Annotated in this window: 19 protein-coding genes and 2 pseudogenes; 13 read left to right on the plus strand and 8 right to left on the minus strand. The window is 65.9% G+C overall.

Annotation, left to right across the window (positions count from 1 at the left end; all coding sequences use genetic code 11):
• Positions 1-131: 131 nt before the first annotated feature.
• Entirely contained in the window at positions 132-1,049 is a 918-nt protein-coding gene (locus ACUTAF_RS04165; RefSeq protein WP_445578791.1) for a LysR family transcriptional regulator, read from the plus strand.
• A gap of 139 nt (positions 1,050-1,188) precedes the next feature.
• Here ACUTAF_RS04165 and ACUTAF_RS04170 read toward each other — a convergent pair whose 3' ends face one another.
• Entirely contained in the window at positions 1,189-2,952 is a 1,764-nt protein-coding gene (locus ACUTAF_RS04170; RefSeq protein ID WP_445578792.1) for a methyl-accepting chemotaxis protein, read from the minus strand.
• Positions 2,953-3,355: 403 nt separating this feature from the next.
• On the opposite strand from ACUTAF_RS04170, the pseudogene ACUTAF_RS04175 reads away from it, so the two are divergent.
• Together ACUTAF_RS04175 and ACUTAF_RS04180 are read left to right on the plus strand one after the other, a co-directional pair.
• Positions 3,356-3,835, plus strand: a pseudogene (locus tag ACUTAF_RS04175) (hypothetical protein).
• Positions 3,836-4,001: 166 nt separating this feature from the next.
• On the plus strand, positions 4,002-4,481 hold the full coding sequence (locus ACUTAF_RS04180; RefSeq protein ID WP_445578793.1) for a VOC family protein: 480 nt from the start codon (positions 4,002-4,004) through the stop codon (positions 4,479-4,481).
• 54 nt (positions 4,482-4,535) lie between these two features.
• Here ACUTAF_RS04180 and ACUTAF_RS04185 read toward each other — a convergent pair whose 3' ends face one another.
• Positions 4,536-5,087: a nucleotidyltransferase family protein gene (locus ACUTAF_RS04185; RefSeq protein WP_445578794.1), complete on the minus strand. Its 552-nt coding sequence runs from the start codon at positions 5,085-5,087 to the stop codon at positions 4,536-4,538.
• 284 nt (positions 5,088-5,371) lie between these two features.
• Positions 5,372-6,436 carry an AI-2E family transporter gene (locus ACUTAF_RS04190; protein ID WP_445582398.1) on the minus strand — a complete coding sequence of 355 codons (1,065 nt, stop codon included), beginning with the start codon at positions 6,434-6,436 and terminating at the stop codon, positions 5,372-5,374.
• 207 nt (positions 6,437-6,643) lie between these two features.
• On the opposite strand from ACUTAF_RS04190, the gene ACUTAF_RS04195 reads away from it, so the two are divergent.
• The gene (locus ACUTAF_RS04195) at positions 6,644-6,922 is read left to right on the plus strand and encodes a hypothetical protein (RefSeq protein WP_445578795.1); all 279 of its coding nucleotides are present in this window, start codon (positions 6,644-6,646) and stop codon (positions 6,920-6,922) included.
• Between the two features lie 115 nt (positions 6,923-7,037).
• Positions 7,038-7,202, plus strand: a pseudogene (locus tag ACUTAF_RS04200) (tetratricopeptide repeat protein); the annotation flags it as partial.
• A gap of 135 nt (positions 7,203-7,337) precedes the next feature.
• Here the strand turns inward: ACUTAF_RS04200 and ACUTAF_RS04205 are convergent.
• The 4 genes from ACUTAF_RS04205 to ACUTAF_RS04220 form a co-directional block, all read right to left on the minus strand.
• On the minus strand, positions 7,338-8,858 hold the full coding sequence (locus ACUTAF_RS04205; protein ID WP_445578796.1) for a tripartite tricarboxylate transporter permease: 1,521 nt from the start codon (positions 8,856-8,858) through the stop codon (positions 7,338-7,340).
• A gap of 9 nt (positions 8,859-8,867) precedes the next feature.
• A complete protein-coding gene (locus ACUTAF_RS04210; RefSeq protein WP_445578797.1) occupies positions 8,868-9,374 on the minus strand; it encodes a tripartite tricarboxylate transporter TctB family protein in 507 nt (168 codons plus the stop codon).
• 66 nt (positions 9,375-9,440) lie between these two features.
• On the minus strand, positions 9,441-10,418 hold the full coding sequence (locus ACUTAF_RS04215; RefSeq protein WP_445578798.1) for a tripartite tricarboxylate transporter substrate binding protein: 978 nt from the start codon (positions 10,416-10,418) through the stop codon (positions 9,441-9,443).
• 31 nt (positions 10,419-10,449) lie between these two features.
• Positions 10,450-11,847, minus strand: coding sequence for an enolase C-terminal domain-like protein (locus ACUTAF_RS04220; RefSeq protein WP_445578799.1), 1,398 nt, complete (start codon positions 11,845-11,847; stop codon positions 10,450-10,452).
• Between the two features lie 653 nt (positions 11,848-12,500).
• Between ACUTAF_RS04220 and kdgD the strand changes: the two genes are divergently transcribed.
• The 8 genes from kdgD to ACUTAF_RS04260 all read left to right on the plus strand — a co-directional run bounded on the left by kdgD (position 12,501) and on the right by ACUTAF_RS04260 (position 22,349).
• Positions 12,501-13,412, plus strand: a complete 912-nt coding sequence (kdgD, locus tag ACUTAF_RS04225) for a 5-dehydro-4-deoxyglucarate dehydratase (protein ID WP_445578800.1) — start codon at positions 12,501-12,503, stop codon at positions 13,410-13,412.
• Between the two features lie 105 nt (positions 13,413-13,517).
• Positions 13,518-14,954 carry an aldehyde dehydrogenase family protein gene (locus ACUTAF_RS04230; RefSeq protein ID WP_445578801.1) on the plus strand — a complete coding sequence of 479 codons (1,437 nt, stop codon included), beginning with the start codon at positions 13,518-13,520 and terminating at the stop codon, positions 14,952-14,954.
• A 122-nt stretch (positions 14,955-15,076) separates the two neighbouring features.
• The gene (gene gudD / locus ACUTAF_RS04235) at positions 15,077-16,426 is read left to right on the plus strand and encodes a glucarate dehydratase (protein ID WP_445578802.1); all 1,350 of its coding nucleotides are present in this window, start codon (positions 15,077-15,079) and stop codon (positions 16,424-16,426) included.
• A gap of 135 nt (positions 16,427-16,561) precedes the next feature.
• Positions 16,562-17,917 carry an MFS transporter gene (locus tag ACUTAF_RS04240; RefSeq protein WP_445578803.1) on the plus strand — a complete coding sequence of 452 codons (1,356 nt, stop codon included), beginning with the start codon at positions 16,562-16,564 and terminating at the stop codon, positions 17,915-17,917.
• 23 nt (positions 17,918-17,940) lie between these two features.
• On the plus strand, positions 17,941-19,497 hold the full coding sequence (gene garD, locus ACUTAF_RS04245) for a galactarate dehydratase (protein ID WP_445578804.1): 1,557 nt from the start codon (positions 17,941-17,943) through the stop codon (positions 19,495-19,497).
• Between the two features lie 13 nt (positions 19,498-19,510).
• Positions 19,511-20,452 carry a 2-hydroxyacid dehydrogenase gene (locus ACUTAF_RS04250; protein ID WP_445578805.1) on the plus strand — a complete coding sequence of 314 codons (942 nt, stop codon included), beginning with the start codon at positions 19,511-19,513 and terminating at the stop codon, positions 20,450-20,452.
• Between the two features lie 209 nt (positions 20,453-20,661).
• Positions 20,662-21,591, plus strand: a complete 930-nt coding sequence (locus ACUTAF_RS04255) for an ABC transporter ATP-binding protein (protein ID WP_445578806.1) — start codon at positions 20,662-20,664, stop codon at positions 21,589-21,591.
• The gene (locus ACUTAF_RS04260; protein ID WP_445578807.1) at positions 21,588-22,349 is read left to right on the plus strand and encodes an ABC transporter permease; all 762 of its coding nucleotides are present in this window, start codon (positions 21,588-21,590) and stop codon (positions 22,347-22,349) included. Before ACUTAF_RS04255 ends, ACUTAF_RS04260 begins: the two co-directional genes overlap by 4 nt.
• A 193-nt stretch (positions 22,350-22,542) precedes the next feature.
• Here ACUTAF_RS04260 and ACUTAF_RS04265 read toward each other — a convergent pair whose 3' ends face one another.
• The gene (locus ACUTAF_RS04265; RefSeq protein ID WP_445578808.1) at positions 22,543-25,173 is read right to left on the minus strand and encodes a DEAD/DEAH box helicase; all 2,631 of its coding nucleotides are present in this window, start codon (positions 25,171-25,173) and stop codon (positions 22,543-22,545) included.
• Positions 25,174-25,266 lie beyond the last annotated feature (93 nt).

Consider the following 25,266-nt stretch of genomic DNA (forward strand, 5'->3'; position numbering starts at 1 on the left):
CCATCGGGGCCGTCGCGGCCCGCGGTTAACGATGGAGTCACTGTAGAAACACCGCCGGCCTGGATAAACGAGCAACTCTGGTCATGACTGTTTGTAGAATCCAAACAATCCCGACCCGAGCGAGGCATGAAATGGACCGTTTCGATGCGATGCAGGCCTTCGCCCGCGTGGTGGAAACCGGCAGCTTCACCAAGGCGGCCGCCACCCTGCACATGAGCAAGACCAGCGTCACCCAGCTCGTCCAGCAACTGGAGGCGAGGCTGCGGGTGCGCCTGCTCAACCGCACCACGCGCCGGGTCAAGGTCACCGCCGACGGTGTGGCCTACTACGAGCGCGTCGTGCGCCTGCTGGCCGATATGGACGACGCCGAGACCAGTCTGTCCAGCGCCTCGCTGGCGCCGCGCGGGCGATTGCGGGTGGACGTGCCCAGCCCGCTGGCGCGCATGCTGCTGATCCCGGCCCTGCCGGAGTTCTACGCGCGCTACCCGGAAATCCAGCTGAGCATGGGCGTGAGCGACCGCATCGTCGACATCATCGGCGAGAACGTCGACTGCGTGGTGCGTGGCGGCGAGATCACCGACCAGTCCCTGGTGGCGCGGCATGTGGCCGACCTGCAGCTCGGCGTCTACGCCACGCCGGGCTACCTGCAGCGCCGCGGCACGCCGGCGCACCCGCGTGAGCTGGAGGAGGGCAGGCACAGCACGGTCGGCTTTCTCTGGTCCCGCACGGGCAAGGCCCTGCCCTACGCTATGCAGCGGGGCGCGGAAAGCATGGAGGCCCAGGGCCGCCCGCTGCTGACGGTCGACGACGGCAACGCCTACCTCGCCGCGGGCCTGGCCGGCCTGGGCATCCTCTGGCTACCGCACTACATGGCCAAGCCGCACCTGGCCAGCGGCGAGCTGCTGCCGCTGTTCGAGGACTGGCAGATGGCGCCGATGCCGATGTACCTGGCCTTCCCGCCGAACCGCCATGTCAGCGCCAAGCTGCGGGTGTTTATCGACTGGGTGGCGGAGTTGATGGCCGTGCATGCGCCGGTGGGTGGGCGGTGAATGGGGAGGGGGCTTTCGGCCACAATCGACCAGAAGTAGCCATCCAATGGCTACTAAAGCTCGTGCGATTCAGTTGGTGACAGCGGCTGGATCAGAAGCCAGATGAGAGGATGGGCACATAGGCGCAAGAGCCTGGCATCTACGATGAGGACAGCAGGGCATTCAGGGATGCGCTCAAGCGGTCGATTCGTTCGGTGCTTTCGGTGACCAACTGGGTGATCTCTGTTGCTGAATCGGCGGACTGCTGGGCGAGCTTGCGAACCTCATCGGCGACCACGGCAAAGCCGCGTCCGGACTCACCGGCCCTGGCCGCCTCAATGGCGGCATTCAAGGCCAGGAGGTTGGTTTTCTGGGTGATCGAGTTGATCGTTGCGATGATGTTGGCGATCTGGGTGCTCGACTCCTGTACAAGGCGCATCTCGCGGTCCGTGACCAGCGAGGCATCCTGCTTGGCCTGCTCGTCGATGCCGTAGCTGACCAGGCGCTGAATCCTGCCAATCGAATCGGTGATCGGGCAGACGGCCCCGCTGAATTGGATGGTACGCCCATCCTTGCCTGGGATCGTATAACCGCCAGCGTATTGCTCGCCCTTGAGCAGTCTCGAAAAGAGTTCGCCGCCCAGAATATCGCGAAGGTTGAGCTTGAGGTGCAGCAGCTCCGATGCCTGCTGGAAACCAAGGTGCTGGACCAGGTAATCGTTGGCCGAATAGATCAAGCCATCAGTTTCCCATTCAGCTACGGCATTGGTGACGCTGATAGCTTCAAAGCGCTTTTCCGACTCAAGGGACAGCTCCTTGGTTTGGGTGATATTGGCCTGGATTGAGATGAACTGCTCGACCTCACCTGCAGCGTTGAAGATGGGATTGATCGCCAGCGAAATCCAGTAGTGCTCGCCCGTTTTCCCGTAGTTCAGGATCTCGTTGTAAATGGGGCGGTTGTTACGCAGGCCGTCCCTGATCTGCCCGACGGTGTCCATGTCCGTGGCCGGCCCCTGCAGGAAGTCGCCCGGCTTCTTCCCGACCACTTCATCCAGACTGTAGCCGGTGAGCTTGGTAAAGCCCTGGTTCACGTACTGGATGAAGCCATCCCTGTTGGTGATGACGATAGAGTTGTCCGTCTCGTTGGCGACCAGGGAGAGCAGCTTGAATTCCTGATTGCGAAGCACCTCGGCGGTGATGTCATTGGCGAACTTGATGACTCGCACAACCTCGCCATCGGAGCTGCAAATGGGGTTATAGGTGGCATGAATCCAGACAGAACGGCCACTCTTGGTGATCCTTTCGTACTCGGCTGTCTCGAAGTTACCGGCGCGCAGCTTGTTCCAGAAGTCGGCGTAAGACCTGGATGTGCGCTCGGACTCACGGACGAAAATCTGGTGCTTCTTGCCGCGAATCTCTGCCAGGGAATAGCCCATCAGATTGAGGAAGTTTTCGTTGGCTTCGAGAATCGTGCCGTCGGGGCCGAACTCGATAACCGCCTGTGAACGATTGATGGCCTCCATCTGTGCGCGGATGCGTGCGCCCTCGATCACCTGGGCGGTAACGTCAGTGGCAAACTTGATGATCCGCTGGACCCTGCCGCCACGAATAATCGGGGTGTAAGTCGCCTGAATCCAAACAGGCTCCCCGCTTTTGCTGAGCCGCTTGAACTCTCCAGTCTGAGACCTGCCTGCCCGCAGATCCTGCCAGAAGGAGCTGTATGCCGGGCTCCGGGCGTAATCAGGGATGGCAAAGATGCTGTGATGGCGGCCGCGAACTTCGTCGAGCGAATAGCCCAACAAGTCCAGGAAATTCTTGTTGGCTCGAATTATTTTGCCGTCAAGATCGAACTCGATGACCCCCTGCGTCTGCTCGATAGCATCCATCACATCCAAGGCAGATCTTCTACGAAATAGATTAAGCATCTAGATTCCTGGCCATCCGGATAATCCTGTTTTTGTTAACGGCAAGCCGGGGGCGAACTTAAGCCCCGCATGCCACGTCTAGATGCTTTCGTCGGCAGCACCTGGGTTGAGCGGCTGCCGCCAGCGCGAGCCATCAGTCGATGACTATCGCCATCGCCCCTGCCAACCGGCCAAAAGCGGGCATTAGCAATGCGGCTAATTTCAACCCGCAGTGCGGGAAAGGGGATGGATTTATTTATAGCCCGAGTGACTGCTCCTGGCCGACTCTAGCCTATTGCCACCAGCGAGTCTCGGCCAAAAGCCGGTCATTAGCGCAGCAAGAGTCTCCCACCGCCGCGCCCGCCCGGACTGACTACAGTAGGCGCCCGATTGCCTCGGGCCATTGCTCTGGCCACACGCCTGCATGGCTTTCCCCGATAAACAGAAAGAACGCGCCAGGCGGGTCAAAGCCAAGACCAAGCAGAACCGCATGAGCAAGGCCAAGAGCCATCTCATCCTCACGGTTCTGGCCAATCCGCTGATCGACGAGCCGTTCGATGATGTGGCCATCGACCTGCACACCTTCGATTGCAAGGACATCGAGGAGAATGGTTTCGACCCGGCGCACTTCGACGATCTGTTGCAGGCGATCAAGGTCGGCGAGGACGTCAGCCTGCTGGCGATGTGCCTGGTGTTGCTGCAATAGCCCGTGCTGGAACTGGTGGTCGCCGAGGAAGCGGAGGATGCGGCCATCGACTTCATGATGGGGCTGCTGATCCTCTATCGCGCGATTTTCCACGATGAGGACGAAGGCAGGGCGGCGCAGTGGATCGGCAGCGAGGTCTTCCAGCAGGCCTGCAACGAGGCGTCAGTCATCCTGCAGAAAAAGAACGCCGGCGCCTAGAACGAGCGGCGCTCCGCCCCGCCGCAAGGAAATGGTTGTTCCAGCGGCCCGCTCCGCGACTTTGGCCATCGCCTGCCTCGCGCACCTGTCCTTTGGGCTGGCCGCGAACCCAGCTCCTACAGACTGTCTAGACTCCCCGGGTTATCCCCAACCCTGGAGATTCGCGATGACCAGCAAGAACACCATCTGCCTCTGGTACGACCGCGACGCGCTGGAGGCTGCGACCTTCTACGCCGAAACCTTCCCCGACAGCGCGGTGCAGGCCGTGCATCACGCGCCCGGCGACTATCCGTCCGGCAAGCAGGGCGATGTGCTGACGGTCGAGTTCAGCGTGATGGGCATTCCCTGTCTCGGCCTGAACGGCGGCCCGGCGTTCCAGCACAACGAGGCGTTCTCCTTTCAGGTGGCGACCGACGATCAGGCCGAGACGGACCGCCTGTGGCACGCGATCATCGACAACGGCGGCCAGGCCAGCGCATGCGGCTGGTGCAAGGACAAGTGGGGGATCTCCTGGCAGATCACCCCGCGCATCCTCACCGAGGCCATCGCCAGCCCGGATCGCGCGGCCGCCAAGCGCGCGTTCGAGGCGATGATGGAGATGAGCAAGATCGATATCGCCAGGATCGAGGCGGCGCTGAAAGGCTGAGCGCCGCGCTTTGCAGGCGAGCAGAGCGCCGATGGGATGAGCCTGATGGTCCGGTTAGAGAATCGTCAGATCGGGCCAGTTCGCGAGCCAGTTCTTGGCGCGAAGACGATCCAGATAAGCTTGTCGCTTCTCGCCCTTGAAGCGTGCCGTGGGCCGCACGATCAGGTCGAACAGGTCATTCAGGCCGAACGGCGCCGCGACCTCGATACGGTCGTCGGCTCCCAGCCTTACCGCGACGGCGGTCGCCGTCTCCGGCCAGTGGCGCATTGCATCGGTTGCCGAGGTGTAGGGACGGTCGCCATTGCGCCGATGCATGCGCGCCTGGTTCTTCACCGACCAGTCGAGCGTCTCGTCCCAGCGCCGCAGGGCGGCCTCGATCTCGCCGTCCACCGTCTTGCAGGCCGACGCGCCGTCGAACCAGATCACATCGATATCCGTCGGCAGGGCGGAGTCAAGCCGCTGATGCAGGTGATCCCATACCGCGCTGCGCACGAATCCCGCCGCCACCCAGCAGTCGGCGAGCTGGAGCGCCTCTACCCGACGGAGAATCCGCATCCGTAGCGGGTCGGCGGCGATGATGGTCTGTAGCAGGGCGAGCTTGTGCATGGGCGTTCTGGCGATGGGGTGGGGGAGCAGACTAGCAGCGCCGGCAACGCCTAGGTGGGGCAGGGGGAGGACAGAAAGTAACGCGAAACTGCCGGCCACCCCTCTCCGAACGCGGCCCGCCTTGACTGATCGTGCCCGGCCGACGCTTGGATGATCAGGGCCATGTCTCCAGGCCTGCTCTGTAGGAGCGAGTTTATTCGCGATCCCCCACCGAGATTCGGCGGACAGCGCGGCCGGTTACGTCTAAAGGTCGCGCAATCATTGGCCAAAACGGAGCCCTTTCCCTAATCCGGCAATCTCACCGTCGTCTTGCCGCTGCCGAACAGGTTCCAGCTCGCCACGAACAGCGCCGCCACCAGCGGCCCGATGACGAAGCCGTTGAGACCGAGCAGGGCCAGGCCGCCAAGGGTGGAGATGAGGATCAGGTAGTCGGGCAGGCGGGTGTCCTTGCCGACCAGGATGGGGCGCAGGATGTTGTCCACCAGGCCGATCACCAGCACGCCGAACAGGGTCAGCGTCACGCCCTGCCAGACGCCGCCGCTGAGCAGCAGGTACAGGGCCATCGGTGCCCAGACGATGCCGGCGCCGACGGCCGGCAGCAGCGACAGGAAGGCCATCAGCACGCCCCACAGCAGCGGGCTGGGCAGGTCCAGCACCCAGAGGATCAGGCCGCCGAGGGCGCCTTGCACCGCCGCCACCACCAGGTTGCCCTTGACCGTGGCGCGTACCACGCGGGTGAACTTGATCTGCAGGCGGCGCTTGGTCGTCTCGCCCAGCGGCACCGTGGTGCGGATGTCGCGCGCCAGTTCCTGGCCGTCGCGCAGCAGGAAGAACAGCAGATAAAGCATGACGAAGAAGCCGATGACGAACTCGAAGGTCACCTGGCCGATGGCGAGCACCTTGGTGGCCAGGTACTGGCTGCCGGCCATGGCGCCCTTGGAGATCTGCTCGCGCAGGCCTTCGAGGTTGGAGACGCCGAAGCGCTCGAGCAACTGCTGCATGTAGGGCGGCAGCATCTCCACGGTTTTGGTGACCTGGGTGCCGATATCCAGCTCGCCGGAGTCCAGGCGCTGAAACAGGCGAGTGCCTTCGGCCACCACCGCCGAGCTGATGAAGATCACCGGCAGGATCGCCACCAACAGGCAGATGATCAGCGTCAGCAGCGCCGACAGGTTGCCCTTGCCGCCGAGACGCCGGGCCAAGCGCCGTTGCAGTGGGGCGAAGACCACGGCCAGCACCAGCGCCCAGAACACCGCGCCGTAGAACGGCAGGAGGATCCAGAGGAAGGCGATCGTCACCAGGGCGAGCAGGAACAGGAAGGCCTTGTTTTCGAAGGAGGTAGTCGGCATGGTCGGTTCGCAGGAATGGTACATGCCCGTTAGTCCCTCGCGGACGGGGCAAAGTGCAGAAAAGATTGCCCCGGCACCGATCCCGGATCGCCGGCGCTGGCGCCCACCAGCAGGCCTGTGGGGCGGGCACTCGAGCGGCTACGAACTGTCTACCGAGAGCCGCCAACGAGGCGGCTGGCACTCGTAATCACTGGAGTTGCAATTGCGATGAACAGCATTCCCAGACTCTTGGCCGTCTTGCTCTGCGCCAGCGCAGGCAGTGCGCTCGCCGATGACCCTGGCAAGGATTATCGAGAGGCGCACAAGCGCTATTGGGAGCATGTGCAGGAGATGGACAAGGACGGCCTGGAGGCGGAGCGGGAACACCGCAAGCTCCATGAGGAAATGGATAGGGAGGAGCGCAAGCATTTCGAGGAAATGCAGCGAGAAGATGTCAAGCACAGGCCGCAATATCGGCGAGAGTGGGAGAGGGCCTACCATGAATGATCCAGTCGATAGCTCGTTGCCAAGGGCGTTCTACCGCGTCCTCCGGCCTTTGTCGGCAGGTTTCGGCCTGCTGCTCTGTGCCGGCTGCGTGGCGTATGGCTACGGCGATCATGGCCCGTACCCGCCGCACGGATATGAGGTGCCGGCAGGGCATCTGCCCCCGCCGGGGGAGTGCCGCATCTGGTACCCCGACCGGCCGGCCGGACACCAGCCGCCGCCGGGCAGTTGCCGTGCGTTGGAGTGGCAGGTACCGCCGGGGGCGGTGTTGATTCGCGGTTGAACCGGGAGCGGCGAACCCTGGCCTGATAGCCTGATCGGCGCCATCGAGGTGGCCGGCGCGCCTGGGTGGCTGCGGATTTGTCCTAGCGGAAAACGACCCCTCTCGCCCATTGCGGGAGAGAGGGGAGGGCGGCGCTCAGGTACGCAGGATCTCGTTGATCGCGCTGGGCTTGGGACGCAGGGCGTTGAACACCTGCCAGAGGACGAAGGCCAGGGCCAGACCGAGGAAGCTGCCGGCGATGGGCGTGGTGAAGAACTCGGCGAAGCTGCCATCGGAGAGCATCAGGCCGCGGCGCAGGTTGGTCTCGGCCATCGGCCCGAGGATGAAGCCGATGATGAACGGCGCCGCCGGCATGCCGGCCTTGACGAAGCCGTAGCCGAGCAGGCCGAACAGTAGGATCGACCAGACGTCGAACAGGCGGCTGGACAGGCCGAAGGCACCGACCACGCAGAGCACCAGGATGATCGGCAGGAGGATGTGCTTGGGCACGTCGAGCAGCTTGATGAACAGGCGCAGGCCGTAGAACTCCATGAACAGCATCATCACGGTGGCGACCAGCAGCGCGGCGAAGATGGTGTACACCAGCGGGCCCTGGCTGATGAACAGCAGCGGACCGGGCTGGATGCCGTGGATCAGGAAGCCGCCGAGCATGATCGCAGTCACGGTGTCGCCGGGGATGCCCAGGGTCATCAGCGGCAGCATGGCGCCGCCGATGCCGGCGTTGTTGGCGGTCTCGCTGGCGACCACGCCGCCGATGTTGCCCTTGCCGTAGGTGTGGCCGTCCTTGGCGCGCTTCTTGGCGATGATGTAGGACACCAGGTTGGAGGTGCCGGCGCCGATGCCGGGGAGGATGCCGATGCCCAGGCCGATCAGGCCGGAGCGTCCGGCATTGGGCAGCTGCTGGCGGAATTCCTTGAGCGAGAAGCCGAACCCCTTGATGTTCTGCGTGCTCACCGACCTGGCCTTGTCCTGCACGGCATGGCGGCCGGTCTCGGCCAGTTTGATGATCTCGGCGACCGCGAACATGCCGATCATCACCGCCAGCATGGAGAAGCCGCCGTTGAGCTCGCTGAAGTCGAAGGTGAAGCGGCGGATGGCTTCCACCGGGGCGATGCCGACGGTGGACACGGCGATGCCCAGGGCGCCGGCGAACAGGCCCTTGATCATCGAGCCGGCCGACAGGGTGGCGATCAGGGTCAGGGAGAACACGGCGATGGCGAAGTATTCGTGCGGGCCGAAGCGCAGCGCCACCTTGGCCAGCTGCGGGGCGATGAACATCAGCGCGACGATGCTGAAGATGGTGCCGAGGAAGGAGAACACGATGCCCACGCCGAGCGCCTTGACGCCCTGGCCCTGCTCCATCAGCGGGCCGCCGTCGAACACCGTGGCGATGGACGAGGGCGTGCCGGGAATCTTCAGCAGGATCGCCGAGATCAGTCCTCCCGAGGTGGCGCCGATAAACAGTGCGACCAGCAACGCCAGGCCCGCCTGCGGGCCCATGGTGAAGGTCAGCGGCAGGCACAGGGCCACGGCCATGGTGGCCGACAGCCCGGGTACGGCGCCGAAGACGATGCCGACGGCCACGCCGATAGCCATCAGCAGCAGGATGTTGAGCGAGAAGACGGCACCGAAGCCTTGCTGCAGTAATTCGAGCATGGTCGATCCTCAGAGGAAGTTGAGCAGGCCGGCGGGCAGCATCAGGTCGAAGGCCTCGCGGAACAGCAGGTAGATGGCGGCCGAGCAGATCACCGCGATCAGCAGGTAGGCCAGGTGGTTGGCCTTGTGCTGCACCGGCGTCAGCAGCAGGAACTGCAGGTACAGATAGACCACCGTCATCAGCGGAAAGCCCACCGTGCCGAGCAGGGCGATGTAGCCGAGGATCAGACCCAGGGTCAGCAGCACGGTCCTGGGCTCGACCACGCTGGCGGGGGCAGGTTCGGCTGGGCTGGCGGGCAGCTCGTCCCGGGCTGCGCTGGCGGCGGGCTTGCTGGCAAGGGCGGCGAATACCTGCAGCACGCCGAGCAGGGTCAGGAAGCCGGCCAGCAGCAGCGGCAGGGTGGCGGCGTCGATGCCTTGGTGGTTGGGCAGCTGGTAGGCCATCACCAGGTAGGCGAGGCTGCAGGCGATCATGGCCAGGCCGACGATCAGTTCTTTCTTGTTCAGGGTGTTCATTGCGTACCTCGGTGTTCTGAGGTGCAGCGCCGCCCGATGGCGAAAGGGGCGACGCTGCGGTATGGCTTACTTGGCCTTGCGCAGATCATCCTTGAACTGCATGAAGTCGTCGCGGGTCTTGGCCAGGATCGCCTTGGCGTCCTCGGTGCCATAGAAAGCGACCGGCTGCTTGAACTTCTGCAGATCCTCGGCGTACTCCGGCTTCTCGGTGATCTGTTTCATGATGTCGGCCATCTTGGCGACGATCGCCGGGTCGGTGCCCTTGGGGAAGGCCACCACATAGGGCTTGTCCATGGTGATGTCCAGGCCCTGCTCCTTGAGGGTCGGGACGTCTCCCAGCATGGCGTTGCGTTCGGCGTTGGGCTGGCCGAGGGCGACCATCTGCCCGCCCTGGACATAATCCTGTACCGAACCGTAGGTGATGGCGCCCATGTCCAGACGGCCGCCGAGCATGCCGACCACGCGGTCGGACACGGTGCCGCCGTCGACCATCTTCAGCTTGGCGCCGGTGAGTTTCTCCAGCATCAGACCCTGCAGGTGGGAGAAGCTGCCCATCTCGGTGCCATAGGTGATGCTGCCCGGCTCGGCCTTGGTCTTGTCGATCAACTCCTGCATGGAGTTGACCCCGGCCTGCTTGGAGGCGACGAACACGGTGCTCTTGTCGACGCCGGCGATGCAGGCGACATCGAAGGTCTCGTAGCTGTCGTCGGTCAGCCCGGCCACTTCGTTGACGATCAGCTGGCCCGGGTGGGTGAACAGGATGGTGTTGCCATCCGCCGCGGCGCCCTTGACCTGTTCGGCGGCCAGGGTGCCGCCGCCGCCGGCGACGTTGGTCACCACCATGCTCTTGCCGGTGATCTGGTTGAAGTACTTGGCCATCATGCGGGCGTTGAAGTCGGTATCGCCGCCGGGGTTGGCGATCACCACCACCTGCACCGGGCGGGTCGGCCAGTCGACCTCATTGGCGAAGGTGGCGGCATGGCTGACCAGGGCACCCATGCCGACCAGGGCAGAGAGCAGGGAGGCGCGGAAGGTTTTTTTCATTGGAATACTCCGGGGTTGAGGGCGGGGTGCTTCAGTTGTCGCGGCCGAGGCTGGGGCGTTTCGGATGGTACTGCCAGCCTGGCACCAGGTACTGCATGGCCATGGCGTCGTCGCGCGCGCCGCTGGCCACTTTCTTGTAAAGCTCATGGGCGGCCATGATTCGCGCCATGTCCGGTTCGATGCCGAGACCGGGTCTGTCCGGCACCTCGACCTGGCCGCCGACGATGCGCAGCGGTTCACGGGTCAGGCGTTCCTCGCCTTCCTGCCAGATCCAGTGGGTGTCGATGGCGGTGATGCGCCCCGGCACGGCGGCCGCGGCGTGGGTGAACATGGCCAGGGAAATGTCGAAGTGGTTGTTCGAATGCGAGCCCCAGGTCAGGCCGAACTCCTCGCACACCTGGCCCAGGCGCACGGCGCCCTGCATGGTCCAGAAATGCGGGTCGGCCAGCGGGATGTCCACCGCCTCCAGGCGCAGCGAGTGGCCCATCTGCCGCCAGTCGGTGGCGACCATGTTGGTGGCGGTGGGGATACCGGTGGCGCGTTTGAATTCCGCCATCACCTCGCGGCCGGAATAACCGTTCTCCGGCCCGCAGGGGTCTTCGGCGTAGGCCAGCACCTGGCCCTGGCCCTTGCACAGCTCGATGGCCTCGGCCAGCGACCAGGCGCCGTTGGGGTCGAGGGTGACGCGGGACTCGGGGAAGCGCGCCTTGATCGCGCGGATCGCGTCCACCTCCTCGGCGCCGCGCATCACCCCGCCCTTGAGCTTGAAGTCGGTGAAGCCGTAGCGCGCGTGCGCCGCCTCGGCCAGGCGGGCGATGGCGTCTGGTGTCAGTGCAGCCTGGTGGCGCAGGTGATACCAGTCGTCCTTGGCACCGCTGCCGGCCAGGTAGGGCAGGTCGGTGCGCTGGCGCTCGCCTATATAGAAGAGGTAGGCGAGCATCGGCACGCTATCGCGCTGCCGGCCGCCGCCGAGCAGCTCGCATACCGGCACGTCCAGATGCTGGCCGAGCAGGTCGAGCAGGGCGGCTTCCACCGCGGTGATGACGTTGTCCAGGCGCAGGTTGATCTCGTGCGGCTGCTTGAGCACGCGCGCTTCGGCTTCCGAGGTGACCTGGTGCTGGGTGGTCTGCGGACCTTTGGCCGGGCCGGCGATGGCCTGGCGCAGGCGGTTGAGCACGCGGTTGTAGCGGCCGACCGGTTGGCCGAGCACCAGTTCCTTGCAGCGCTCCAGGGCCTGGCGAATGCCTTCGCCGCCCGGCACTTCGCCGCAGCCGGTGCGCCCTGCGTTGTCCTTGAGCAGCACCAGGTTACGGGTGAAATGGGGGGCGTGGGCGCCGCACAGGTTGAGCAGCATGCTGTCATGACCGGCGACCGGGATGACCTGCATCTCGACGACCTGAGGCGTGGCGCTGGAGCTGGATGGGTACATCTGTCGTGGGACTCCGAACGGGTGGCGGCGCGGCCGCCGTGGCGGTGAGACGCGATTCAGCGGTGCCGCGCCGCGCAGCGGGCGCGGCGTGACGGTGTTCGGGACAGGGGCACCGACCGCAGGCAGGTGGTGTCGGGCTGAGGGCGGCGACGCGGGGCGGCGCACGCTTGGGCTGGAAAGGTCGATGACATGACCCGGGCCTCTGCTTGTTGTTATTGGGTGTCATATGTTGTCGTATGACTTGATGCGAATTAGTACCAGCCGATTTTTCCCCTGTCAACGCGGCAAGATCATTTTGTCCGACAGTCCGGCGCCTGGCGGGCTCCACCTCGGCCGCTGTCCAAGGCGATCTGTCTGGCTCTAGGGAACTCTGAAATGGCCGTCATTCCCGCGCAGGCGAGAATCCAGAACCTGCATAGTCACTGGGATCCCGCCTTCGCGGGAGTGACGATAGATGGCTTTTGCAGAACTTCCCTAGGTCGATGATCTGCCCGCTGTGACGGGGATTGCCCGATAAGACGGCGGGGCCGGCGGAATGCTCGCGGACGAGTGGCGAGAAAAACTGGTGTTTTTTTTGTTGTTGTACGATAACGTATCTCTACAGCCGCGGCTGACGCTATTCCTCACAACTCGCTCTACAGGGTGTTCGCACAATGAATCCACAAGAACTGAAGTCCATCCTCTCCTCCGGCCTGCTGTCCTTCCCGGTCACCGATTTCGACGCGGCCGGCGATTTCCACCAGGCCGGCTACGTGCGCCGCCTCGAGTGGCTGGCCCCCTACGGTGCCTCCGCGCTGTTCGCCGCCGGCGGCACCGGCGAGTTCTTCTCCCTGGCCCCGGACGAGTACAGCGCGGTGATCAAGACCGCCGTGGACACCTGCGAGAAGTCCGTACCCATCCTGGCCGGCGTCGGCGGCCCGACCCGCGTGGCCATCCAGATGGCGCAGGAAGCCGAGCGCCTGGGCGCCAAGGGCCTGCTGCTGCTGCCGCACTACCTGACCGAAGCGTCGCAGGACGGTGTCGCCGCCCACGTCGAGCAGGTGTGCAAGTCGGTGAAGATCGGCGTGGTGGTGTACAACCGCAACGTCTGCCGCCTCAATGCCGGCCTGTTGGAGCAACTGGCCGAGCGCTGCCCGAACCTGATCGGCTACAAGGACGGCCTGGGCGATATCGAGCTGATGGTGTCGGTCCGTCGCCGCCTGGGCGAGCGCCTGACCTACCTCGGCGGCCTGCCGACCGCGGAAGTCTATGCCGCGGCCTACAAGGCCCTGGGCGTGCCGGTCTACTCCTCGGCGGTGTTCAACTTCATTCCCAAGACCGCCATGGCGTTCTACAAGGCGATCGCCGCCGACGACCACGCCACCGTCGGCAAGCTGATCGACGATTTCTTCCTGCCCTACCTGGACATCCGCAACCGCAAGGCCGGTTACGCGGTGAGCATCGTCAAGGCGGGCGCCAAGATCGTCGGCTACGACGCCGGCCCGGTGCGCGCACCGCTGACCGATCTGCTGCCGGATGAATACGAGGCGCTGGCCAGGCTGATCGAAGCTCAAGGCGCGCAGTAAGCGCCTAGGGTGTCGCGGGGTCACCAAGGCCGTGCATACCAGCCGTCCGTCATTGTCATTGGTGCGCACGGCGCACCCTACGGCCAGCAATAGCTAGGAGGGATCATGAGCAAGCGTTACGACAACTACATCGGTGGCCAGTGGGTCGCCGGCAGCGATTACTCGCGCAATATCAACCCGTCGGATCTGTCCGATGCGATCGGCGAGTACGCCAAGGCCGACGCCGCTCAGGTCGATCAGGCCATCGCGGCGGCCCGCGCCGCCTTTCCGGCCTGGTCGATCTCCGGCATCCAGGCGCGCAGCGATGCGCTGGACAAGGTCGGCAGCGAGATCCTCGCGCGTCGCCAGGAGCTGGGCGAGCTGCTCGCTCGTGAAGAGGGCAAGACCCTGCCCGAGGCTATCGGCGAGGTGACTCGCGCCGGCAATATCTTCAAGTTCTTCGCCGGCGAATGCCTGCGTCTGAACGGCGAGATCGTGCCCTCGGTGCGTCCCGGCGTGTCGGTGGAGGTGACCCGCGAGCCGCTGGGCGTGATCGGCCTGATCACCCCGTGGAACTTCCCCATCGCCATCCCGGCTTGGAAGATCGCCCCGGCCCTGGCCTACGGCAACTGCGTGGTGTTCAAGCCCGCCGACCTGGTGCCGGGCAGCGCCTGGGCGCTGGCCGAGATCATCTCCCGCGCCGGCTTCCCCGAAGGCGTGTTCAACCTGGTGATGGGCAGCGGCCGGCTGGTCGGTGAGGCCATGGTTGGCGATAAGCGCGTCGACGGCATCAGCTTCACCGGTTCGGTCGGTGTCGGTCGCGGCATCGCCGCCGCCTGCGTGGCCCGCGGCGCCAAGGTGCAGCTGGAGATGGGCGGCAAGAACCCGCAGATCGTGCTCGACGACGCCGACCTCAAGGTGGCCGTGGAGCTGGCGGTGCAGAGCGCCTTCTACTCCACCGGCCAGCGCTGCACCGCCTCCAGCCGGCTGATCGTCACTGCCGGCATCCACGACCGCTTCGTCGAGGCGATGGCCGCGCGCATGGCCTCGATCAAGGTCGGTCACGCGCTCAAGGCCGGCACCGACATCGGCCCGGTGGTGTCCCAGGCGCAACTGGAGCAGGACCTGCGCTATATCGAGATCGGCCGCGGCGAAGGCGCCGAGCTGATCGCCGGCGGCGGTCTGGTGAGCTGCGACACCGAGGGCTACTTCCTGGCGCCGACGCTGTTCACTAACAGCAGCGCCGAGATGCGCATCAGCCGCGAGGAGATCTTCGGCCCGGTGGCCAACGTGGTACGCGTGGCCGACTACGAGGCGGCGCTGGCGATGGCCAACGACACCGAGTTCGGTCTGTCCGCCGGTATCTGCACCAGCTCGCTGAAGTACGCCAACCACTTCAAGCGTCACGCCCAGGCCGGCATGGTGATGGTCAATCTGCCCACTGCCGGGGTGGATTACCACGTACCCTTCGGCGGCCGCAAAGGTTCGTCCTACGGGCCGCGCGAGCAGGGTCGTTATGCTGCGGAGTTCTACACCACGGTTAAGACCAGCTATATCGGCTAGCCCGTAGGGTGGATCGCGCTTTATCGATCCACCATGGCGCTGTGGTGGTGGATGAACAGAGCGTCATCCACCCTACGGCCGCAACAAGTTACAACCCGCACAACAACAACAGGGTAACGGTCATGAGTTCACAGAATACTGCCGGCGTCGGCACTCCGCTAATCACTGAGCTGCAAGTCGTGCCGGTCGCCGGCCAGGACAGCATGCTGCTCAACCTGAGCGGCGCCCACGGTCCGTACTTCACCCGCAACATCCTCATTCTCAAGGACAGCGCCGGCCACGTCGGGGTCGGCGAAGTCCCGGGCGGCGAGGCCATTCGCCAGACCCTGGAGGACGCCCGCGCGCTGCTGGTCGGCCAGCCGCTCGGCAATTACAACGCGCTGCTCAACCAGGCGCGCCGCGCTTTCGCTGACCGCGACGTCGGCGGCCGCGGCCTGCAGACCTTCGACCTGCGCATCGCCATCCACGCGGTCACCGCGCTGGAGTCGGCGCTGCTCGACCTGCTCGGCCAGCACCTCGGCGTGCCGGTTGCGGCCCTGCTCGGCGAAGGCCAGCAGCGCGATGCGGTGGAGATGCTCGGCTACCTGTTCTTCGTCGGCGACAAGGACAAGACCGACCTCGGCTACCGCGACGAGCAGGACGCCGACGACGCCTGGGCGCGGGTGCGCAACCAGACCGCGCTGACCCCCGAGACCATCGTCCAGCAGGCCGAGGCGGCGCATGCGCGCTACGGCTTCAACGACTTCAAGCTCAAGGGCGGCGTGCTGCAGGGCGAGGCCGAGGTCGAGGCGATCCGCGCCCTGGCCGCGCGCTTTCCCGAGGCGCGCATCACCCTCGACCCCAACGGCGGCTGGTCGCTCAAGCAGGCGGTGGCGCTATGCCGCGACCTGCACGGCGTACTGGCCTATGCCGAAGACCCTTGCGGCGCCGAGAACGGCTATTCCGGGCGCGAGGTGATGGCCGAGTTCAAGCGTGCCACCGGCCTGCCGACGGCGACCAACATGATCGCCACCGACTGGCGGCAGATGGGCCACTGCATCTCCCTGCAGTCGGTGGATATCCCGCTGGCCGACCCGCACTTCTGGACCATGGCCGGTTCCGTGCGGGTGGCGCAGATGTGCCACGACTGGGGCCTGACCTGGGGTTCGCATTCGAACAACCACTTCGACATCTCCCTGGCCATGTTCACCCACGTGGCCGCTGCCGCGCCGGGCAAGATCACCGCCATCGACACCCACTGGATCTGGCAGGACGGCCAGTACCTGACACGCAACCCGCTGCGTATCGAAGGCGGCCTGGTGCAGGTGCCGAAAACCCCGGGCCTGGGCGTGGAGCTGGACTGGGACGCGCTGGCCAAGGCCCACGAGCTGTACCGGGCCAAGGGCCTGGGCGCGCGCGACGACGCGGTGGCCATGCAGTACCTGATCCCGGGCTGGAGCTTCGATAACAAGAAGCCCTGCCTGGTGCGCTGAGCCGAGTGCGGCGCCGTCCCGTAGGGTGGGCTTTAGCCCACGCTGATTTGAGTTGGTGGGCTGAAGCCCACCCTACGGTCTGACGCGGTCCGTCTTACGGGCTGAGCCTTTACTTTTATGTCACGAGCCTTGCCGATGCCAGATGCCAAACCGGGTCGGGTGCGTTACCGCATCCTGCTGATGCTGTTTCTGGTCACCACCATCACCTTCGCCGATCGCTCCAGCCTGTCCGTCGCCGGTTCGGCGATGCAGGCAGGCCTGGGCATCGACGCGGTGACACTCGGCTACATCTTCTCGGCGTTCGGCTGGGCCTACGTGATCGGGCAGATTCCCGGTGGCTGGCTGTTCGACCGCTTCGGCACCAAGCCGGTGTATACCCTGGCGTTGTTCGTCTGGTCGGCGCTGACCCTGCTGCAGGGCTTCGTCGGCTGGCTGCCGACGACCTGGGCGGTGACCTCGATGTTCCTGCTGCGGCTGCTGGTGGGTTTCGCCAGCGCGCCGTGCTTTCCCGGCAATGCGCGGGTCATCGCCTCCTGGTTTCCCACCGCCGAGCGGGCCACCGCGACGGCCATCTCCAGCTCGGCGCAATACGCCGCCACCGCGCTGTTCGCGCCGCTGATGGGGGCGGTGGTGCAAGCCATGGGCTGGCAAGCGGTATTTATCGTGCTCGGCTGTCTCGGACTGGCGCTGTCGTTCGTCTGGCTCAAGCAACTGCACGGTCCGCGTCAGCACCCACGTATCGAAGCGGCTGAACTGCACTATCTCGAACAGGGCGGGGCGCTGATCGATCTGGAGGGGCAGCGCGGCGGCAGCACGGCTTCGCAGTGGCGATACCTGGGCCTGCTGCTTCGGCAACGCACGATGATTGGCATCTACCTCGGCCAGTACTGCAACAACGCCATCACCTATTTCTTCCTCACCTGGTTCCCGGTGTACCTGGTGCAGGCGCGCGGCATGAGCATCCTCGGCGCCGGTTTCGCCGCCGCGCTGCCGGCGATCAGCGGCTGCGTCGGCGGTGTGCTCGGCGGGCTGTTGTCCGACGGCATGCTGCGCCGCGGCCACACGCTGACCCTGGCGCGCAAGCTGCCGATGGTGCTCGGCCTGCTGCTGTCGAGCGCGGTGATGCTGTGCATTTTCGTCGAGAGCGACGCCGCCGTGGTGGCGCTGATGGCTTTGGCCTTCTTCGGCAAGGGCCTCGGCTCGCTGGGCTGGACGCTGGTGGCCGACACTTCGCCGCGGCAGATACTCGGCCTGTCCGGCGGGCTGTTCAACACCTTCGGCAACCTGGCGGCGATCACCACACCCATCGTCATCGGTTACCTGGTCAGCCATAGCGGTTCTTTCGATGGGGCATTGGCCTATGTCGGCCTCAATGCCCTGCTGGCGGTCGTCAGTTTCGGCCTGATCGTCGGCCGTATTCACAGGGTCGAGCTGGGCGAAACGGCGGCGGCCCAAACTGCCTCCAGCCACGAATCCGGCTCGCTATCCTGAACGCACAAGAGGAGCAAGCATCCATGCAGTTGATTCCCCATCAGGATTCGCCCCGTTACATCCGCCTGCACCCGACCGACAACGTCGGCGTGGTGGTCAATGACCAGGGAGTGGCCGCGGGCGGCCAGTTCGACGACGGTCTGACGGCTGTCGAAGGCATCCCGCAGAGCCACAAGGTGGCGCTGCTGGATATCGCCGAAGGGCACGAGGTGGTGCGCTACGGCGAGGTGATCGGCTATGCGCTGAGGCCCATCGCCGCCGGCAGCTGGGTGACCGAACAGGTGCTGCGCATGCCCGAGCCGCCGCTGCTGGACAACCTGCCCAAGGCGACGATCAAGACCGCGCCCGGCGAGCCGTTGGAGGGTTATACCTTCGAGGGTTTCCGCAACCCGGACGGCAGCGTCGGCACGCGCAATATCCTCGGCGTGACCACCACCGTGCAGTGCGTGGTCGGGGTGCTCGATCATGTGGTCGAGCTGGTGCGCAAAGAACTGTTGCCCAAGTACCCCAACGTCGACGACGTGGTGGCGTTGTCGCACAGCTACGGCTGCGGCGTGGCGATCAACGCGCCGGACGCGGTGGTGCCGATCCGCACCCTGTACAACATCAGCCGCAACCCCAACCTCGGCGGCCAGGCGCTGGTGATCGGCCTCGGCTGCGAGAAGCTGCAGGCCAGCCAGTTGATGGACGGCGATGCGCTGACCAACGGCATGGACGAGGAAGACTGGCTGTTCCGCCTGCAGGATTCGGGCAGCGGCTTCGCCGGCATGGTCGAGCAGATCATGGCCATGATCGAGGCGCGCCTGCAGGTGCTCGATCGGCGGCGCCGCGAAACCGTGCCGGCCTCCGAGCTGGTGGTGGGCATGCAGTGTGGCGGCAGCGATGCCTTCTCCGGCATCACCGCCAACCCGGCCCTGGGCGTGGCCGCCGACCTGCTGGTGCGCGCCGGCGCCACGGTGATGTTCTCCGAGAACACGGAAGTAAGGGACGGCATCCACCTGCTCACCCCGCGTGCGGCCTCGGTGGAAGTGGCCGATGCGCTGATCCGCGAGATGGACTGGTACGACCGCTACCTTTCGCGCGGCATGGCCGACCGCAGCGCCAACACCACGCCGGGCAACAAGAAGGGCGGGCTGAACAACATCGTGGAAAAAGCCATGGGCTCGATCGCCAAGTCCGGCAACAGCCCCATCGCCGGCGTGGTTTCCCCGGGCGAGCGCATTCGCGGCAAGGGCCTGTGGTTCTGCGCCACGCCGGCCAGCGACTTCATCTGCGGCACCCTGCAACTGGCGGCGGGGATGAACCTGCATATCTTCACCACCGGGCGCGGCACGCCCTACGGCCTGGCCATGGTGCCGGTGATCAAGGTGGCCACCCGCAGCCAGCTGGCCGAGCGCTGGCCGGACCTGATCGACGTCGACGCCGGGCAGATCCTTTCCGGTCGCATGAGCCTGGAGCAAATGGGCTGGCATATCTTCCAGCTCTATCTGGACGTGGCCAGCGGCCGCCAGCAGACCTGCGCCGAACGCCTGCGCCTGCACAACGATCTGGTGCTGTTCAACCCGGCGCCGGTGACCTGAACGGGAGATCCTGATGAGCAAACCCAAGGTGCTGCAGATCGGCCCGCTGAGCGAGCGTTTCAACCGCGAGCTGGCCGAAGAATACGAGGTCAGCGCGCTGTGGCAGCAGGCCGAGCCGCTGACCTTCCTGCGCGAGCAGGGCGAGCAGTTCGAGCTGATGGTGTCCTCGGGCCGCTTCGGTTGCAGTGCCGAGCAGCTGGCGCTGCTGCCCAATCTGCGTGCGATCTGCAGTTTCGGCGTCGGCTACGACCCCTATCCGCTGCAGCTGCTGCGCGAGCGCGGCATCGCCATCAGCACCACGCCGGACGTGCTCAACGATTGCGTCGCCGACCTGGCCATGGGCCTGATGATCGACAGCGCGCGGCGCCTGTCCGAGGCCGATCGCTTCGTGCGCAGCGGCGCCTGGGGCGGCGGGGCGAGCTTCCCCCTGGGCCGGAGGGTCAGCGGCAAGCGCCTGGGCATCGTCGGCCTCGGTCGCATCGGCGCGGCGGTGGCGCAGCGGGCGGCGGGCTTCGCCATGCCGGTGCGCTACCACAACCGTCGCCCGGTAGAGGGCAGCCGCTACCAGCACGAGCCGGATCTGCTGGCGCTGGCGCGCTGGGCGGACTTTCTCGTGCTGACCTGCCCGGGCGGTGTGGCGACCCATCATCTGATCGATGCCGAGGTGCTCGAGGCGCTGGGGCCTGAGGGTTTCCTGATCAACGTCGCGCGCGGTTCGGTGGTGGACGAGGCGGCGCTGATCACGGCTTTGCAAAATGGTGTGATTGCCGGCGCCGGTCTGGACGTCTACCAGCACGAACCGCGGGTGCCGCCCGCCCTGCGCGAGCTGGACAACGTGGTGCTGCTGCCGCATGTCGGCAGCGCCAGCGTCGAGACCCGCCAGCAGATGGCCGATTTGGTGCTGGACAACCTGCGTTGCTTTATCGCCAGCGGCGAGCTACTGACGCCGCTGTAACCCATTTGCGTGGTGGCGCTCGTCGCCACGCTTATCGCCGCAACGCCACAAGCGTCGCGGCCGCTTCTCCCTCAACCTCACCTGCAGCACCGGCGCGCCACAAGCGCGCCGGGTTTTTCCCGTTTTCCACCTCCCGGCGATCCGCGCTTGCCCTGGCCTGGTGGTCAGGCTCTACACTCTGTGGTTTTTCCGCAGGCAAGGATTCCACCGTGCAGTCGGTCATCTCCATCGCGCAATTGAACAAGACTTACGCCTCGGGCCATCCGGCCCTGCAGGGCATCGACCTGGAGATTCGCCAGGGCGAGATCTTCGCCTTGCTCGGCCCCAACGGCGCCGGCAAGACCACCCTGATCAGCATCATCTGCGGCATCGTCAATCCCGGTAGCGGGCAGGTGCTGGTGGGCGGCCACGACATCGTCCGCGACTACCGCGCGGCCCGTTCGCAGATCGGCCTGGTGCCGCAGGAGCTGGTCAGCGACGTGTTCGAAACCGTCTGGGCGACGGTCAGGTTCAGCCGCGGCCTGTTCGGCAAGAAGCCCGATCCGGCCTACCTGGAGCAACTGCTCAAGGACCTGTCGCTGTGGGACAAGCGGGGCGCCAAGATCATGGAACTGTCCGGCGGCATGAAGCGCCGGGTGATGATCGCCAAGGCGCTGAGCCACGAGCCGCGGATCCTGTTTCTCGACGAACCCACCGCCGGCGTCGACGTCGAGCTGCGCCGCGACATGTGGAACATGGTGCGGCGCCTGCGCGAGCGCGGCGTGACCATCATCCTCACCACCCACTACATCGAGGAAGCCGAGGAAATGGCCGACCGCATCGGGGTGATCAGCAAGGGCCGGATCATCCTGGTGGAAGACAAGCAGGTGCTGATGCACAAGCTGGGCAAGAAGCAGCTGAGCCTGCAACTGCAGCAGCCGCTGGCCGGCGTGCCGGCCGAGCTGGAGCGCTACGGCCTGGAGCTGACCGATCAGGGCCATGCCCTGGTGTTCACCTTCGACGCCCAGCACGAGCACACCGGCATCGCCGAGCTGCTGCGCGACCTGGCCCAGCACGGCATCGACTTCAAGGACCTGCAGTCGAGCCAGAGTTCGCTGGAGGAGATCTTCGTGTCTCTGGTCAAGGAGTCGCGCGCATGAACCTCTACGCCATCAAGGCCATCTACCTGTTCGAGCTGGCGCGTACCTGGCGCACCTTGCTGCAGAGCATCGCCACGCCGGTGATCAGCACCTCGCTGTACTTCGTGGTGTTCGGCTCGGCCATAGGTTCGAGCATGACCCAGGTGCAGGGGGTGAGCTACGGCGCCTTTATCGTGCCGGGGCTGATCATGCTGGCGCTGCTGACCGAGAGCATCTCCAACGCCTCGTTCGGCATCTATATGCCCAAGTATTCGGGGAGCATCTACGAGCTGTTGTCGGCGCCGGTGTCCTATCTCGAGATATTGATTGGCTTTGTCGGCGCGGCGGCGACCAAGTCGGTGATACTCGGCATCATCATCCTGCTCACCGCGCGGCTGTTCGTCGATTTCGAGGTACAGCACCCGCTGTGGATGGCGGCCTTCCTGGTGCTCACCGCGCTGACCTTCAGCCTGTTCGGCTTCATCATCGGCGTCTGGGCCGACGGCTGGGAGAAGCTGCAGATAGTCCCGGCGCTGATCGTCACGCCGCTGACCTTCCTCGGCGGCGCCTTCTACTCGATCAGCATGCTGCCGCCGGCCTGGCAGACGGTGACCCTGTTCAACCCGGTGGTGTACCTGATCAGCGCCTTCCGCTGGAGCTTCTACGGCGTCTCCGACGTCAACGTCGGCCTCAGCCTGGCGATGATCCTGGGCTTTCTCGGCCTGTGCATCGCCCTGGTCGGCTGGATCTTCAGGACCGGCTACCGGCTGAAGAACTGAGGCGGCACGGCGGGGCGCGCACCAATCACCTAGGGTGGGTCAGCGGCGACAGACGCCGAGCGCTCAGGCATCGCTTGGCTGGCGCGCCTCAAGCCTTCGAGCTTGTGGGAGCCCCGCCCCGGGGCGAAGCTTTTCAGTCGTCCGACTTGGCCCATTCGCCGCGGGGCGCGGCTCCTACCGGAGCGACGGCCTGCTACTGCAGCGGCGCGAACAGCGCCGCCAGGTCGGCCTCGTTCAGCTGCCATTGGCCCTGGCTGCCGCCCTCCAGCACGCCCTGGGCCAGGCTGGCCTTAGCCTGCTGCAGCTGCTGGATCTTCTCCTCGACGCTGCCGCGGGCGATCAGCTTGTAGACGAACACCGGCTTGTCCTGGCCGATGCGGTAGGCGCGGTCGCTGGCCTGCGCCTCGGCGGCCGGGTTCCACCAGGGGTCGAAGTGGATCACTGTGTCGGCGGCGGTCAGATTGAGGCCGCTGCCGCCGGCCTTGAGGCTGATCAGAAATACTGGGAACTCCCCGGCCTGGAAGCGCTGCACCGGCGTGCGCCGGTCCTGGGTGCTGCCGGTGAGCTTGGCGTAGGCGATCTTGCGCGCCTGCAGTTCGGCTTCGATCAGCGCCAGCATCGAGGTGAACTGGGAGAACAGCAGCACCCGGCGACCCTCGTCCACCAGTTCCTCGAGCATCTCCAGCAGGGCGCTGAGCTTGCCCGAGTCGGCGGCGCTCAGCTCGTCCGCGCCGTCGCCCAGCAGGCGCAGGTCGCAGCAGCTCTGGCGCAGGCGCAGCAGCGCCTCGAGGATGACGATATGGCTGCGCGCCAGGCCCTGGCGGGCGATCTCCGCACGCACCTTCTGATCCATCGCCAGGCGCAGGGTCTCGTAGCGGTCGCGCTGCAGCTGGGTCAGCTCGACCCAGTGGGTGATTTCGGTCTTTGGCGGCAGCTCGCGGGCCACCTGTTCCTTGTTGCGACGCAGCAGGAAGGGGCGGATGCGCCCGACCAGGTGGGCCAGGCGCTGGGCGTCGCCGCGTTTCTCGATCGGCGTGCGGTAGTCGCGGGTGAAGGCCTTGGCGTCGCCCAGCCAGCCGGGCATGAGGAAGTGGAACAGCGACCACAGCTCGCCCAGGTGGTTTTCCAGCGGCGTGCCGGTCAGGCACAGGCGCAGCTCGGCGCGCACCTGGCCGGCGGCGGTGGCCGCCTTGCTGCGCGGGTTCTTGATGTTCTGCGCCTCGTCGAGAATCAGCAGGCGATAGGCATGCCGGTTCAGCGCCTTGAGGTCGCGCGGCAGCAGGGCGTAGGTGGTGAGGATCAGGTCGTGCGCTTCGATCTCCTCGAACAGCGCGCGGCGCCTGGCGCCGTGCAGGGCCAGCACGCGCAGCTCGGGGGCGAAGCGCGCGGCCTCGTCCTGCCAGTTGGGAATCAGGCTGGTGGGCATGACGATCAGCGCCGGCTGGCTCAGGCGCCCGGCCTGTTTCTCGCAGAGGATATGCGCCAGGGTCTGCAGGGTCTTGCCCAGCCCCATGTCGTCGGCCAGCACGCCGCCGACGCGCAGCTCGGCCAGGGTCTGCATCCAGTTCAGGCCCTGCAGCTGGTAGGGCCGCAGCTCGGCGCGCAAGCCCTCGGGCGCGACCACCTCGCGGCTCTGCAGTTGCTGCAGGCGCTGGGCGAAGCCGCGCAGTTCGTCGCCGCCCTGCCAGCTCAGTGTCGGGCCGGCGGCCAGCTCGGCCAGGCGCGCGGCGTCGGCCCGGCCCAGGCGCAGGCGGCTTACATCCTCGCCGGGGTCGCGGAAATACAGCTCGCCGAGGGTCGCCAGCAGCGGCTTCAAACGGGCGAAGGGCAGGGCGATGCGCTTGCCGCCCTGCGGCAGGCTGACCAGCAGGCGGTCCTCGTCGGAACGCTGGGCCAGGGTCTCGGGGGCCAGCAGCCAGGGCGTACGGCGGATGGCCTGGAGCAGGATCGGCAGCAGGCTCAGGCGCTGGCCTTCCACCTCGATGCCCAGCTCCAGGTCGAACCAGTTTTGCTGCGGGTCTTCCTCGACCTCGGCGTACCAGTCGTCGACCTCCGCCAGGTTGTACTGGAAGTCCGGGCGCATGTGGATCTGCCAGCCCTCGGCGCGCAGCTGCGGCAGCTGCTGCTGGACGAAATCCAGCCAGTCGCGCTCGCTGTCCAGCTCGAACGGCTCGCCGGCCTCGGCCGGCAGCGCCTCGCTCTGCCGTAGCGCCACCTGCAGACCGAGGCCTTCCAGGCGTTTGCGCAGCGCCGCTTCCGCTTGCGCGTCGCGGATCAGGCGCAGGTTGGTGTCGGCATCGAGGCGCTTGACCAGGTCCTTGGCCGGCTTGCCGAACACCCGGTGCCCGGCGTAATCGAAGGCCAGCGCGGCGCGGTGCTGGGTCTGCTCCTGCATGCGCCCCTTGCGCGCGTCGAAATGCACGCGCACCTGGCTGCCCAGGCTCAGCTGCGGGGTCGGGGCGATGCCTTCGAGGCGCTGCTCGGCCACTTCCTTGGTCGCCACGATGATCTCGGACAGATCGCCGCCGCCGCGCTGCTGCGCCTCCAGGGTGAGCAGGGCGGCGACCACGTGCTTGCAGTTGAAGCCCACCGGGCAGTTGCAGTGGCCGGTGACGCTCCAGCGGCGGCCATAGGGGTGCAGGGTGATGCGCTGCTGGTAGGTGTGCCCGGCCGCGCCGCGGCAGCTGGCCAGCAGGCTGTTGTCCTTGAGGCTGAGCAGCTTGCTGCGCTTTTCCTCGGCGTAGGCGATGCCGCGGCGCAGGTCGCCGGCGCCAAACTCGGAGCGCCAGTCCTCCTGGCGCAGCTGGTGGATATCCAGGGGCATCAGCGAAGCCCCGTGGACGAAGGTGGTAGGCGCATGGATCGGTCGCGGCAATGCAAAGCCGCAGATTTTCGCATAGCCGCGCGAGGATTAGCA

The organism is Pseudomonas sp. SP16.1, from assembly GCF_052682975.1.

Bases quoted from the DNA above. Each gene is read 5' to 3' on its own strand.
- ACUTAF_RS04195 (WP_445578795.1), top strand. From the start codon at position 6,644: ATGAACAGCATTCCCAGACTCTTGGCCGTCTTGCTCTGCGCCAGCGCA.
- ACUTAF_RS04165 (WP_445578791.1), top strand. From the start codon at position 132: ATGGACCGTTTCGATGCGATGCAGGCCTTCGCCCGCGTGGTGGAAACC.
- ACUTAF_RS04190 (WP_445582398.1), bottom strand. From the start codon at position 6,436: ATGCCGACTACCTCCTTCGAAAACAAGGCCTTCCTGTTCCTGCTCGCC.
- ACUTAF_RS04230 (WP_445578801.1), top strand. From the start codon at position 13,518: ATGAGCAAGCGTTACGACAACTACATCGGTGGCCAGTGGGTCGCCGGC.
- ACUTAF_RS04205 (WP_445578796.1), bottom strand. From the start codon at position 8,858: ATGCTCGAATTACTGCAGCAAGGCTTCGGTGCCGTCTTCTCGCTCAAC.
- ACUTAF_RS04180 (WP_445578793.1), top strand. From the start codon at position 4,002: ATGACCAGCAAGAACACCATCTGCCTCTGGTACGACCGCGACGCGCTG.
- ACUTAF_RS04210 (WP_445578797.1), bottom strand. From the start codon at position 9,374: ATGAACACCCTGAACAAGAAAGAACTGATCGTCGGCCTGGCCATGATC.
- gudD (WP_445578802.1), top strand. From the start codon at position 15,077: ATGAGTTCACAGAATACTGCCGGCGTCGGCACTCCGCTAATCACTGAG.
- ACUTAF_RS04265 (WP_445578808.1), bottom strand. From the start codon at position 25,173: ATGCCCCTGGATATCCACCAGCTGCGCCAGGAGGACTGGCGCTCCGAG.
- ACUTAF_RS04220 (WP_445578799.1), bottom strand. From the start codon at position 11,847: ATGTACCCATCCAGCTCCAGCGCCACGCCTCAGGTCGTCGAGATGCAG.
- ACUTAF_RS04240 (WP_445578803.1), top strand. From the start codon at position 16,562: ATGCCAGATGCCAAACCGGGTCGGGTGCGTTACCGCATCCTGCTGATG.
- ACUTAF_RS04260 (WP_445578807.1), top strand. From the start codon at position 21,588: ATGAACCTCTACGCCATCAAGGCCATCTACCTGTTCGAGCTGGCGCGT.
- ACUTAF_RS04170 (WP_445578792.1), bottom strand. From the start codon at position 2,952: ATGCTTAATCTATTTCGTAGAAGATCTGCCTTGGATGTGATGGATGCT.
- ACUTAF_RS04250 (WP_445578805.1), top strand. From the start codon at position 19,511: ATGAGCAAACCCAAGGTGCTGCAGATCGGCCCGCTGAGCGAGCGTTTC.
- garD (WP_445578804.1), top strand. From the start codon at position 17,941: ATGCAGTTGATTCCCCATCAGGATTCGCCCCGTTACATCCGCCTGCAC.
- ACUTAF_RS04185 (WP_445578794.1), bottom strand. From the start codon at position 5,087: ATGCACAAGCTCGCCCTGCTACAGACCATCATCGCCGCCGACCCGCTA.
- ACUTAF_RS04215 (WP_445578798.1), bottom strand. From the start codon at position 10,418: ATGAAAAAAACCTTCCGCGCCTCCCTGCTCTCTGCCCTGGTCGGCATG.
- kdgD (WP_445578800.1), top strand. From the start codon at position 12,501: ATGAATCCACAAGAACTGAAGTCCATCCTCTCCTCCGGCCTGCTGTCC.